Here is a 13,722-nt window from a genome sequence, read left to right as displayed (position 1 = left end):
CCAACGAGACAAAGAAACGGGCTACCACTGCTTGGTGGAATTACCCTTTTGCTGCTTCATGCGCTGCTTACGCATCTGCTCTACTTTTTCGCGCGTTTTCTCCTCATCCTGCTCGTAGGCTTTCAATATCTTTTCAGCACTTTCACGACTCATCTCGTTCTGCCGTGACTGCTGATCCTTTTGCGTATTGTCCTGCTTGGACGGTTGAGGTTGCTGCTGTCCGCCTTGGTTATTGTTATTCGGATTGTTCTGCGGCTGGTTTTTGTCTTGATTATTCTCCTTATTCTGATCCTGATTGTCCCCGCCCCCTTGCTGTCGTTGCTGCTCGAGCAGCTTCATAGCCAAAGCCAGATTGTAGCGAGTCTCCTCATCGGTCGGATTCATTCGGAGCGAATGCTTATAAGCCTCTACACTCTGGCGATAGTCTTTCTTCTTCATAAAGGAGTTGCCGAGATTGTGCATCAGTTCGGCCCTGCGCTTAGGCGTCAATGTCGGATCTTGCACAAGAGCAGCATAGTTTTGGAGTGCTTCGTCCGTGCGACCTTGTGCATACTGCGTACCGGCTAACCCGAATCGTGCCTCGGTGAAAGTGCTATCCTTGGAGAGAGCTTTGCGATATGCAACTTCCGCATTGGCATATTGACGGTTTCGATATACCTGTCGAGCCCGACGTACTTCTTCTCGCATGTTCTGCGCCAAGAGGCTCGACGAAGCAAGAAGTATGAAGAGAGTTATGAAGGCGGCGTATGCCCATGAATGTCTCATCTGTCAAACAATTTGATCCTACTGAAGAACCTGCTCTTCCGTTCTTGAATCAGGAACTCCAACAATAAACATATCAAAGCTGCAAATCCGAACCATCCGTACACTTCGCGATAGCCCGATGAAGACGAAGAAGAGAGGACAGCTTTGGGGAGCTTGTCCAACTGACTCTCTACAGCCCGTACCAGGGCAGAGGCACTCTGCCCGGAAAAGAAAGTACCATCTCCTGCGGAAGCAATGTCACGGCACATCTTTTCGTCGAATTTGGTAACGACAGGATTGCCCGTTTCGTCTTTGAGGTATCCCCCGTCAATAGGTATAGGCGCACCCAAGGCTGTTCCAAGACCGATAACATTGACCCGGATGCCTGCTTCACGAGCTTGCTGTGCTGCTTCGATGGCATTTCCCTCGTGATTTTCTCCATCCGTCAAGATGATGATCGTCTTGCCGATCTCTTTATTATCGGAAAAAGATTTTGAGGCAAGTTCGATAGCCGCTCCGATAGCCGTTCCCTGAGCTGTAACCATGTTGGGACTTATGTCCGCAAGAAACTGTCTGGCAGCAGACAAATCCGTAGTAATCGGTATTTGCGTATAAGCATTACCTGCGAAAACAACCAATCCGACCTTGTCGTTCTGCATACCATCAAAGAGTTTTCCCAATACTTGCTTGGCAAAACTCAAACGATCGGGCTTGACATCCTCGCAGAGCATGGAGTTGGAAATATCCAAGCAAATCATAGCCTCGATGCCTTTCTCCTCTTTAGGCACATCCACACGAATACTTATTTGGGGGCGAGCAAGCATCCCGATCAAGAAAACGATGGCAAGAAGAAGAAATCCGTTGCGCCAGATCCGCCGTTTGGTACTTGCCTCCGGTTTGAGGGCCTTCAGCAACGGAAGTTCGGCAAACCGTCTTTCTTGTGCCCGTCTCTTGCGATAAGCATAGAAGCCTACCCCCACAAGCAATGGAAGCAGCAACAGCAAGTATAAGTATTCCGGCGAATAAAATCTGAACATGGGAATCTCTTTACGGGTTGGAACGAAGAAGCGTATTGCGAAGTAAAAACTCTGTCAGCAGCAAAAGAAAAGCAATGAGGGCATAGACGAAATATTTTTCCTCATAAGCCTTGAAGCTCTTGGTCATAAGTCTCGTCTTCTCGAGCTTATCGATTTCCTTGTAAATTTCATCCAACGTCTTATTATCGACTGCCCTGAAATATTTTCCACCCGACACCTCGGCAATTCCGTCCAATGTCGGCTCATCGATATCCACAGGTACATTCTGAATCCGAACTCCGAATTCCGTCTGAATGGGGAAAGGAGCCTCTCCTCGTGTGCCTACACCGACTGTGTACACACGAATACCGAACGTTTTGGCAATATCGGCTGCCATACGGGGAGTGATATCACCCATATTGTTCGATCCGTCCGTCAGCAGAATAACTACACGACTCTTGGCTTTGCTGTCCTTCAGTCGATTGACGGCCGTAGCCAGTCCCATGCCGATAGCCGTACCATCATCCAGAACACCCATCTGCAAGTCCTGTACCATATTGAGCAGTACGGCATGGTCGGTAGTCAATGGACATTGAGTAAAGCTCTCTCCGGCGAATGTAACCATCCCGATATTGTCGTTCGGACGATTGTTGATAAAGGAAATCGCTACATCTTTGGCTGCCTCCAAGCGATTCGGCTTGAAGTCCATGGCCTGCATACTACCCGAGACATCCATGGCCAACATAATATCTATTCCCTCGATCGAATCTTTCTGCCAGCTATTGGTATTCTGTGGGCGAGCCAGAGCAATAATGAGAAAGCCTACTGAAAGAACTCTCAATATCGGCAACGAATGGCGCAAATAGACCCTTAATCCTCGGCGACCTCCTTCGAAAGGCTTCAATGAAGATATGGTCATCGTTGCCGAAGTCTTACGAGCTTGCAGAATATACCAGGCCGCCATCAAAGGCAACAGGATCAGTAGCCAAAGCAGTTCAGGATATGCAAACGTCATGACTCCCAGATATTATGCACTTCATCGAGGAAGGCGCGAGCATCTCGAATAGCTTCCGCATCCTCTCCATGCATCGGCTTATACTTGGCAAACTTGGCCAGGTCGGCCGTTTGCAATATTCCACGTAGCAGCAGTCTTTCTTTTTCAGGAAGTTCGATCCGCTGGAGGGCTTGTAATATCTCACTGCTGGTCATCTCCCTGGCATCTATTCCGCGAGTTTCGGCAATATAGCTCCGAAGCAAATCTGTCAATTCCGTAAAGTATTCCTTATACAAACCGGCCTCCACCAGTTTTTTTGCACGCAATGTTTCCAAGGCTGCAATAGCTCGGTCATAAGCAGGAATAGCCGGAGTATCAGGAATCACCACAGGACGGCGAGCTTGGTGCTCCTTGTATCTCTTATAAAAGAGGTAAGACAATACAGCCAAAAAGGCTGCAAGTATGATCCACGTAAGGGGATGGCGAAGCATGATATTGAAAATATCGCTCCACGTATAAGGCACGCCCCACGGCTCCTTGATGTCATAAATAGAATCCGGTTGGGAAAGATCGACCTCCGGCATTGTAACTTTCAGGAAAAGACTTTTGGACATAACCTGGTCCCGACCATCCGTGACAATAAAAGGAGGAATCTCCAGCAGGGTTGAATCGAATGAGGTAATCACCATCTTGGCTTTTATCTCCACGACCGGGTCTTTCACTACAACCGTGTCAGTAATACCGAATGCCAAAATTTCGATCCGGCTCATAGTCGAATCAGTCGGTATTTGCAGATGTGTACTTGCCAAGTCGGCTGTGCGGATAGTAATATCTATGACTGCCTGCTCACCTATTTGCATCTCTGCACGATCCAGTTTGCCGGTGATAGAAAGCTCTTGCGCTTTCAGCAGGGAAGAGGCAAAGAGCATGCAAAAAGCAGAAAGGACAAAGCGGCGAATGGCAAGAGAGTGTCTCATGAGCGTTTTTTTAATAAGATGAGAAGCTGCTGCACGAAATCCTGCCCCGTACGTATCTCGGTAGCATCTACACCACACCGTTTGAGCAAAACGGCAAGTGCTGCTTGCCTCTGCTCATAGGCATACGCATACGCTTTCCGAACGGAGCCATCAGCAGTATCTACCCAATGAGTCTGCCCTGTCTCTGCATCGCGAAAGCGCATCAACCCTACATTCGGCAGATCGGCCTCTCGCCGATCGAATATCCTGATGGCTACAATATCATGCTTACGAGCAGACATCAGCAAGGTCTTTTCATAGGAATCCTCCTCTGACTGAAAATCGGAAATCAGGAATGCCGTACACCGCTTCTTCACCAAGCGAGTCAGATAAGAGAGTGGAACCGAAAGATCCGTGGCTCTGCTCTGCGGACGAAACTCCAATAGCTCCCTGATTATATACAGGATATGCTTCTTTCCTTTGGCGGGTGGCACATACTTTTCGATCCTGTCCGTAAAGAAAAGGACTCCGATCTTGTCATTATTTTGGATAGCGGAAAAGGCCAATGTAGCTGCCACTTCAGCCGTCAGCTCTCGCTTAGTCTCTACCTCCGTACCGAAAGACAACGAACCGGACATATCGACCATTAGCATGACCGTTAGCTCACGCTCCTCCTCGAAGACTTTCACATAGGGACGTGCATAACGTGCCGTCACATTCCAGTCGATGTCGCGCACATCATCCCCTACGGCATACTCGCGCACCTCGCTGAACGCCATACCGCGTCCTCTGAATGCGGAATGATACTGTCCGGCAAAGATTTGTCGCGAAAGGCCTCGTGCTTTGATTTCGATCCGTCGAACTTTCTTAAGTAGGTCGCTTGTCTGCACTTATCTCTGATTAAGGGACTTCTACTTTGTTCAGAATTTCATTGACGACAGCGTCCGGAGTCAGGCTATTGGCCTCTGCCTCATAGCTCAGCCCTATACGGTGACGCATCACGTCGTGACATACGGCACGTACATCCTCCGGAATCACATAACCTCTATGCTTGATAAAAGCGTATGCACGTGCAGCCAACGCCAAATTGATCGAAGCTCGGGGCGAAGCTCCGAAGCTGATCATATCTTTCAAATCGTTCAACCCGAATTGTTCGGGATAGCGTGTGGCAAAAACTATATCGACAATGTAGTGTTCGATCTTTTCATCCAGATACACCTGCCTTACTACTCGGCGTGCTTCCAATATTTCCTCCGTAGAGATCACGGGACGAATTTCAGCTGACCGGCCACCGATATTCTGACGAATGATCTGCATTTCCTCCTTCTTTTGGGGATAGTCTATCAGTACCTTCATCATGAATCGGTCTACCTGTGCTTCCGGCAGTTGATAAGTACCCTCCTGCTCGATAGGATTCTGGGTAGCCATTACGAGGAAAGGCTCTGGGAGCTTGAAGGTCGTTTCACCAATGGTAACCTGTCTCTCCTGCATCGCTTCGAGCAGAGCACTCTGCACTTTGGCCGGAGCACGGTTGATCTCATCGGCCAAAATAAAGTTTGCAAAAATAGGACCTTGCTTTACTTGAAACTCCTCCCGCTTCTGGCTGTAAATCATGGTACCTACCACGTCAGCAGGCAAGAGGTCCGGCGTAAACTGTATACGGTTGTATTTGGCACTGATCAGTCCGGCCAGAGTTTTGATAGCCAAAGTCTTGGCCAATCCCGGAACACCCTCAAGCAGGATATGTCCATCGGCCAACAGCCCGATCAAAAGCGACTCCACCAAATGGTTCTGCCCGACGATATTCTGCGCCATACCGCGCGTGATGAGATTCACAAATGAGCTTTTCTGCTCAATAAGCTCTGTAAGAGCCTTGATGTCAATGGTTTCACTCATTGGTTTTCTATATCTTTTCTTGCTAAATTCTAATGAAGACTATGCACGTCATCTCATGTTGGGATAGACACATAGTATCCGGCAGGGTTTAAGTTCGAAGTTCAGCCTACGGCCAGCATTCGCTCGATCGAGAGCAAAGCCTTCTCTCTGATTTCGGCAGGCACTTTCACCTCATAACGGTTGTGGCGGAGAGCTTCCAACACCTCCCACAAACCTGTTTGTTTCATATGGAAACAGCGGTTGTCGGGTTGAATGGCAATAAACGTTTTACCCGGATTTTCTTTCCGCAACACGTGCAGCGTCTCCGGCTCCGTAGCAATAACAAACATTTTTTTGTCAGACACCCGAGCATGATTAAGAATACCGGCCGTGGAATACATAAAGCAGCGACTGCTACTCAGCACTCGTGGCGAATGAGAACCCTCGCTCTCCGGATGAATGAGAATATCAGCATCGGGATACAGCTCCAAAGCCTCTAAGATGGATTCTTCCGTAATCCGCTCATGCACGAAACACGAAGCATCCCAAAGCTCCATCTCCCGTCCTGTCTTCCGCGAGATATAAGCTCCCAGATTTCGATCCGGTCCAAAGAGAATTTTTCTGTCTCGAGGCAAGCTCTCCACCACCTTGAGTGCATTGCTGCTTGTACAGCAGTAGTCCGTCCATGCCTTTACCTCGGCAGTCGTATTGACATAGCTGACAATGAGTCCATCCGGGTTCTGCTCCTTCCAGCGGCGCAAGCCTTCGGCAGAGGCACCTTCGGCCAAAGAACAACCGGCATATTTCGTGGGAGTGAGGATAGTCTTCTGTGGCGAAATAATCGAAGCTGTTTCGGCCATGAAGTGGACTCCGCAAAAGAGTATCGTATCCGCCTCCGTATCGGCAGCCTGACGGGACAGACCAAGAGAATCCCCGATATAATCGGCAATGTCCTGCACCTCAGGGCGCGCATAGTAGTGTGCCAAAATAATGGCATTCCGTTCTTTCTTGAGAAGCTCTATCTCTTTAAGAATATCCTTTGTTTGCATACAAAAACCAACTTAAAGCTTACTGAGTAAGGAGGAAATTCATGCTGATGTCCATGGCCGTAACGCTATGGGTCAAAGCACCTACGCTGATGTAATCCACACCCGTTTCTGCCACACTTCTCAGCCGTTCGAGTGTCATATTGCCGCTGGCTTCTGTCCTGGCACGTCCGGCAATCAGCCCCACCGCTTCACGCATGGTATCATTGTCCATATTGTCCAGCATGATTATGTCTGCACCATAGCGTACTGCTTCTTCGACCTCAGCCAGGTTGGATGTCTCCACTTCCAACTTGATAGAAAGCGGGAGTGCTCTTCTGGCTGCTTCGATGGCTTGGGGTATTCCTCCGGCGACCTTGATGTGATTGTCCTTGAGCATAATCATATCATAGAGGCCCATGCGATGGTTATGTCCACCGCCATGGCGAACGGCCATCTTATCCGTTATTCGCATACCGGGTGCCGTCTTGCGAGTATCCAAAAGCCTTACGGCCGTACCTTTCAATGCCTCGGCATAGCGAGCGGTCATAGTGGCAATACCACTCATTCTTTGCAAAAAATTAAGCGCCAATCGTTCGGCTTGTAACAAAGCCCGGTAACTGCCTTCCACACGCAGGATTACTTGACCGCGCTTTACGGGATCGCCATCCGACACATATGGAGTCCATGTCAGGGCTTCGAATCGCTCGAAGACACGGCGGGCAACTTCCATTCCGGATATGATGCCATCGGCCTTCATTACCATTGTGGCTGCAGCACCTTCCGATTGAGGGATAATGGCATTGGAAGAAATATCTCCATCGGCAATGTCCTCTGCTATTGCCAGATCGATCAATTTCTCCAAAAGCATTTCTTCATGAGTCATAACTTAAAAGTGATGAGGGTATTACGCATTTTTATTTGATATGTCTTGCTCTGCCGGCAAGGATGTAGGAGGAGTGCTTGCGATAGGCCTCGCTCGTATCGGGATAGTCTTCCCGATAATGCCCTCCTCTACTTTCTCGGCGAGCTATCGCCCCCCGAACGATAAGCTGACCCACTGACAGCAGCTGCTCGGCAAAACAAGCATAAAGATCTTCTGTTCCGAGTAGTTTCCACCTAAGTTCTTCTATCTTCCGATCCACGGACAGAAGACCTTCTTCGTTGCGAATGATACCGACATAATCGGTCATCAGGCGGGACAACTGCTCTTTTACCTTATGATAGAGCGATGCATCTTTCGGCTCAGGATAGACAGCCATGCTCGACACCATTGTCGAATGGCCGATCGAATCCGAGGCAATCGTATCAGCCACGACACGATGACCGAACACAAGGCATTCGATCAGAGAATTGGAGGCCAACCTGTTTGCCCCCATTATTCCGGTAGAAGCCACCTCTCCCACGGCATATAGATGAGGTACGGCCGTACAGCCATTCAGATCCGTACTAACCCCTCCCACCGTGTAGTGTGCCGCCGGAGCCACAGGGATACGGTCAGTAAGATCAAGCCCCAACTCTGCACAGCGAGCACATATCGTGGGGAAACGTTTGCGAATATGATCCGGATCCAGATGTCGCAGATCGAGATAGACGTATTCGTCTCCCAAACGTCGCATCTCCAAGAAGATCCGCCGTGCCACTACATCACGAGGTGCCAATTCGGCCAATTCGTGGACGCCTTGCATGAAGCGTTCATCCCTACTATTATATAGATGCGCCCCTTCTCCCCGTACGGCCTCACTGATTAGGAAGGCTTCTCCTTTCGGATTGTACAGAGCTGTGGGATGAAATTGGACAAACTCCATGTCGCGCACCTCGCAGCCGGCATGATAGCAGAGGGCAATCCCATCTCCGAGGGTACCCTGCGGATTGGTAGATCTTCGATAGATGGCAGCCGATCCCCCGGTGGCCATCACCGTATGCTTGCCATAGAAAACGACTTCACGCCCATCTTCCCAATCCCATGTACGTACGCCACGGCAACCGAGGTCGTCTATCAGCAATTCGACCGCTTGGTGATTGACAAATATCTCTATCGCAGAAGTTTGCAGCACACTATCGATCATAAAGCTCGTGAGCATCCTACCGGTGGAATCACCTCCTGCATGCAGAATCCGCTTGTGGTGGTGTCCACCTTCAAGCCCCAAAGCCAATAGGCCATCGGCTTCCGTATCGAAACGCATCCCCCAACGGATCAACTCGTCGATCCGCTCCGGAGCCTCTTCGGCAAGCACCCTTACGGCATCGTCCTCACAAAGCCCCCGACCGGCTTCGACCGTATCGTTATAGTGGTTGTCCGGTGCATCGTCAGCAGCCGTAACCGCTGCGACTCCCCCTTGTGCAAAGTACGAATTACTCTCATGGATGTCAGCTTTGGTTATCAGAGCTACCCGACCATGCTTCGAAGCCTTGAAAGCCTTTTCAAATGATTGCATTTCGGAGATTATACTCAAAGATAAAGAATGCACTCAAAACTATGATTGATAATCAGGCACTTACATTTTGATGCGGTTGCCTTGACTGAGAGTAAGCTAAAGGTCCAAAGGTGGAAGCGATTAATACAATTACGAATAAAAAAAGAAGAAGCTCCCCGAATTATTTTCGGGGAGCCTGTTCTTAATGTTTTCACAACGGAATAAAATCCTTGTTGGGAAATGCTTCAAATTTAGTTATGCAAACTTAGTGCAAATAATTGACTTGACAAAATGTGATCCAAACCATAGTTTTATTTATTTTTGTGTGAAAAACTTTTTCATGGTTTTTTATTCCAACATTACAAAGAAACATTAAAAGGTCTGTAAACACCTATATCACAATGAAAAAAATTCTTGGATTAGACCTCGGGACGACATCTATCGGATCGGCTTACGTATTAGAAGCAGAAAAATCTGCGGAGCAAACGAAAATAGTCTATCTGGGCACACGAATCATCCTTTCATCGGCAGATGCTGAAAATTTCAGCAAAGGATTATCTTGCTCACCAACAACAGACCGCACATTCAAACGCTCCATGCGCCGAAGACTTCAACGGTATAAACAGCGTCGTTCAAGTTTGATACAGCAATTCAAAAAAATCGGGATAATAACAAATACCGAGCAGATAATTCGGGAGCCCATCTCAGAGACCCACGAGCTTCTGAGAATACGTTCCAAAGCGGTATCGGAGCGGGTTTCACTTGAAGAGTTTGCCCGTATTCTCTTGACGATTAATAAACGCAGAGGGTACAAAAGCAATAGAAAAACAAGTAAGAGTACAGAAGAAGATGGTAAGCTTGTCGATGCTATGGCTGTAACTAAAGAGCTTATAAAGCTCAAGAAGACTCCCGGACAGTATATGTTCGAACGATTTAAGCGGGGCAAATATGCTGAAATAGACTTTTATCCTTTCGATCTTATCAATGAGCTAAAGCAAATCTGGGAAGTACAAGGACAAAAATATCCGGACGTCCTTACAGAAGACCTACTAAGCTCACTGTTAAAGCAAAAGACGGGAAAGGCAAAAGAACTCATATACTCCAAATCAGACCTTAATCCGGCTGAAGTACCAATCGATTATCAGAAAGGGAAAAAACTACGCAAAACCATTCTCAACAAATATTTTGCATACGAAAGTCGAAGCCTTGCTGCCACAAATATCATTCCTGTAGAGCAAGTAATAACCGCGATAGTAGCCATCTGCAAACAAATCAACAATAGCAGTGGCTATTTAGGAGCCATTGGGGATCGTAGTCGGGTATTGTATGCGAATAACCAGACTATTGGACAGTATTTATATGAAAGAATAAAAGCTAACCCGCATGACAGGATCAGGGGAGAAGTTTTTTATCGGCAAGACTATCTTGATGAATTCGATCGTATATGGGAATGCCAACAAAACTATTATCCGACAATATTGACCAACGATCGCAAACAGTTTATACGCAATCGAATCATTTTTTATCAAAGACCGCTCAAATCGAAAAAGTCGGAATTGGCATTCTGTGAATTCGAATTACGGGAAGTAGAACACAATGGCAAGAAATATACTGAAGGATTGCATGTCGCACCGAAGTCTTCTCCTGTTTTCCAGCACTTCAGATTATGGCAAAGATTGGGACAGATAGAAGTGTCCCCTCTTAGAAAATGGAACAAACAGAGTAACGAGTTATTTGAACAACAAAATGATACAGACCAAGAGAGAATACTCAACACAGAAGCTAAACAAAAATTATTCAGCTACCTGAATCTTCTGGATCACCTTACAGATAATGAGATTCTGAATATCCTCGGCTATAGTCCGGATAAGTGGAAAATCAATTTCCGTGAGATCATCGGTAATAGGACGAATAATTCGATGATGAAAGCTTTCTTCAACATGAAAGAAATGACTGATGGAGAACAAATCGATTGGGAAAAAAATCTGACAAAGATCACCAATGGACAGAGCTTGATATCTCCGGAACAAATCGTAGACATTATTCGCCAATTCTTTGAACGTGAAGGAATAACGACTTCGCTTTTATATTTCGACCCCACAACTGATAACTTCCGTGAGCAATCCCACCATAGTTTATGGCATTTACTCTACTCTTATGAAGACGACAACTCTCCGACAGGAACCACATCTCTTTGTAAGACTTTAGCTAAGCGCTATGGTATTCCTCATGAGTTATGTCCACTCTTAGCATCTTTGACTTTCGAGCCACAGTATGGATCTCTCAGCACCAAAGCTATGCGCAAGATACTCCCTTTCATGCAAGAAAATGGATATGACAAAGCATGCGAATTGGCCGGCTATAGACATAGTGCATGGACGACAAAGGAGGAGAATACTGAACGTACGCTGAAAAACAGCCTACCCCTCCTTCGCAAGGGCTCTCTTCGCAATCCTGTTGTTGAGAAAATCCTCAACCAAATGACACACGTCATCAATACGCATATTTCTGAATACGGCAATCCGGATGAAATTCGCATTGAAATGGCTCGCGACATGCAAGCCAATAGCAAACAGCGAAAAGCGATGACTACAGCCATCGCTGAGGCAACCAAAAGGAATACACAATTTATTGAAGAAATACAGAAAGAATTTGGATTCAATCCTTCTAAAAATGACCTGATCAAGTACAAGCTATGGAAAGAGTTAGCACCATTGGGAAGTAAGACTCTCTATTCGAATACATATATCCCCAAAGAGGAACTATTTACCGCCAAATTCGAAATAGAGCACATTATCCCGAGAGCGCTTTTCTATGACGACAGCTTCTCCAACAAAACGTTGGAGTTGAATTCTGTTAATAAGCTAAAAGGGAATAAAACGGCTCTGGATTATATGGATACGCTTAGCCAAGAACAGGCCAATGACTATGTAATACGGGTAGAAGAATTAAAAAAGATCGGAGCCATCACGCAAGCCAAGTATAAAAAACTCCTTATACGAGAAAAGGATTTGGGGGATGATTTTACCAATAGAGATCTTACTAACACTCGCTACATCATCCGACATGCTGCCGACATGCTTCTGCAGGTCACTCCTTCGATTGTACACACCAATGGCAGTATCACTGCCATACTTCGTAGGGATTGGGGGTTGCTCGATATTTTGAAAGAGCTGAATCTGCCGACATACGAGTCTATTGATCGCAAGATTTCTGATCCGAAAGAAAAACTGACTGAAAGTGTCGAGCGAAAAGACGGACAAGCCATTAAAATGATCAAAGATTGGAGCAAACGCGATGACCATCGACATCATGCTATGGACGCCCTCATCACGGCATTGACCACCAGAAAGCATGTACAGTATCTAAACGGGAATAGTGGTGCAGAGGAGACTGATAAACAGCAAAAGCTCACACAATTAAAAGCCCTTAGAAAACAATTAATTGGATCGGACGGTCATTTCATCCCTCCCATGCACGACATCCGAGTACAGGCTAAAGAAGCCCTATCACGAGTAATTATTTCCACAAAAGCCAAAGGAAAAGTTACAACGCCTAATACCAATATTATCTGCAGTCGAGACAAAACAACGGGACGCAAAATCCATGTCAGACAAATAACCCTAACCCCTCGTGGAGCCTTACATTTGGAGACTAAATACGGTAGCAATCGCTATTATCAAGAGAGAGAGATTCCTATCGGCTCAAAACTCACAGAGGAGGAAATCCGCTTAGTTAGTTCTCCAAAGATTAGATCCATGCTGTCGGAAAGATTACAGGTATTCGACAATGACCCCAAATCTGCCTTTACCGGTCGTAATTCCTTAGATAAAAAGCCTCTTGAAGACAAGAATAAGAAGCTCCTATACGCAGAAAAAAAAGTAAAACAAACAATTTTAGAAAATCGATATGTAACACGTAAGCAGATCGACAAAGACCTGAAACTAGATAAAGTAATAGATGTGGGGATCAAACGCATCTTGGAACAAAGACTCCTACAATATGGGGGGAAACCGGAAAAAGCATTCTCTGACTTAGAAAATAATCCGATCTGGCTGAATGAAAAAAAGGGTATCGCAATCAAATCCGTCCGCATCAGAGGGAAAAATAATGCCATTCCGATCCACCAAACTGATACCTGTCCGATTGACTACGTAGCCAATGACAATAACCACCATTTGGCTGTATATGTACTGCCCGATGGCTCTATAGAAGACGATATCGTCACCTTCTTCGATGCGGTAGAGCGGTCTCGCCAAGGACTTCCTATCGTTGATAAAAATAAGAACCAGTCTCTGGGTTGGAAGTTTCTTTTCAGTATCAAACAGAACGAATACTTTCTATTACCTCAGCAAGCAGAGAAAATAGATATCGATACAGGTGAAATATCCATGCAGACAACCTTTTCCCCTAAAGATCTTAGCCCTGAATATATTATGAATCCGGATAATTATGCTGAGCTTGCCACCCACATTTTTAGAGTTCAAGCCATTTCTAAAACTCGGCAAAAATCTGGAGATGTACGAATATATTTATTCAAACAACAATACATCTCAGGGAGTCAAAAGGATTCATTACATCTCAAAGGGATAACCTATCGTCAAATTAGTTCAGCCAAAGACTTGGCAGAATTGGTTAAAATTCGCGTAAATCATTTAGGGCGAATCGTTGCTGTAGGAGAAAAGTAAAAGATTT

General features: G+C 46.4%; 10 protein-coding genes. 1 reads left to right on the top strand and 9 read right to left on the bottom strand.

Annotated elements, in window-relative coordinates:
• Positions 1-21: 21 nt before the first annotated feature.
• The 9 genes from HQ50_RS06675 to nadB form a co-directional block, all read right to left on the bottom strand.
• Positions 22-765 carry a tetratricopeptide repeat protein gene (locus HQ50_RS06675; RefSeq protein WP_039429252.1) on the bottom strand — a complete coding sequence of 248 codons (744 nt, stop codon included), beginning with the start codon at positions 763-765 and terminating at the stop codon, positions 22-24.
• Positions 762-1,781: a VWA domain-containing protein gene (locus HQ50_RS06670; protein ID WP_018965199.1), complete on the bottom strand. Its 1,020-nt coding sequence runs from the start codon at positions 1,779-1,781 to the stop codon at positions 762-764. The genes HQ50_RS06675 and HQ50_RS06670 overlap by 4 nt, the downstream gene beginning before the upstream one ends.
• 10 nt (positions 1,782-1,791) lie before the next feature.
• Entirely contained in the window at positions 1,792-2,775 is a 984-nt protein-coding gene (locus HQ50_RS06665) for a VWA domain-containing protein (RefSeq protein ID WP_018965200.1), read from the bottom strand.
• Positions 2,772-3,731 carry a hypothetical protein gene (locus HQ50_RS06660; protein WP_039418286.1) on the bottom strand — a complete coding sequence of 320 codons (960 nt, stop codon included), beginning with the start codon at positions 3,729-3,731 and terminating at the stop codon, positions 2,772-2,774. Before HQ50_RS06660 ends, HQ50_RS06665 begins: the two co-directional genes overlap by 4 nt.
• Positions 3,728-4,600: a DUF58 domain-containing protein gene (locus HQ50_RS06655; RefSeq protein ID WP_039429251.1), complete on the bottom strand. Its 873-nt coding sequence runs from the start codon at positions 4,598-4,600 to the stop codon at positions 3,728-3,730. The genes HQ50_RS06660 and HQ50_RS06655 overlap by 4 nt, the downstream gene beginning before the upstream one ends.
• A 10-nt stretch (positions 4,601-4,610) precedes the next feature.
• On the bottom strand, positions 4,611-5,606 hold the full coding sequence (locus tag HQ50_RS06650; protein WP_039418288.1) for a MoxR family ATPase: 996 nt from the start codon (positions 5,604-5,606) through the stop codon (positions 4,611-4,613).
• 101 nt (positions 5,607-5,707) lie between these two features.
• Positions 5,708-6,634 carry a quinolinate synthase NadA gene (gene nadA / locus HQ50_RS06645; protein ID WP_018965204.1) on the bottom strand — a complete coding sequence of 309 codons (927 nt, stop codon included), beginning with the start codon at positions 6,632-6,634 and terminating at the stop codon, positions 5,708-5,710.
• A gap of 19 nt (positions 6,635-6,653) precedes the next feature.
• Positions 6,654-7,496, bottom strand: coding sequence for a carboxylating nicotinate-nucleotide diphosphorylase (nadC, locus tag HQ50_RS06640; protein ID WP_018965205.1), 843 nt, complete (start codon positions 7,494-7,496; stop codon positions 6,654-6,656).
• 31 nt (positions 7,497-7,527) lie between these two features.
• Positions 7,528-9,048, bottom strand: a complete 1,521-nt coding sequence (nadB, locus tag HQ50_RS06635; protein ID WP_052074906.1) for an L-aspartate oxidase — start codon at positions 9,046-9,048, stop codon at positions 7,528-7,530.
• Positions 9,049-9,428: 380 nt separating this feature from the next.
• Here nadB and cas9 point away from each other — a divergent pair, with 380 nt between their 5' ends.
• The gene (gene cas9 / locus HQ50_RS06630; protein WP_039429249.1) at positions 9,429-13,715 is read left to right on the top strand and encodes a type II CRISPR RNA-guided endonuclease Cas9; all 4,287 of its coding nucleotides are present in this window, start codon (positions 9,429-9,431) and stop codon (positions 13,713-13,715) included.
• Positions 13,716-13,722 lie beyond the last annotated feature (7 nt).

Origin of the sequence: Porphyromonas sp. COT-052 OH4946 (assembly GCF_000765965.1) — a bacterium.
Lineage (GTDB): Bacteria > Bacteroidota > Bacteroidia > Bacteroidales > Porphyromonadaceae > Porphyromonas > Porphyromonas gulae.
This window is presented reverse-complemented; position numbering and strand designations above follow the sequence as displayed.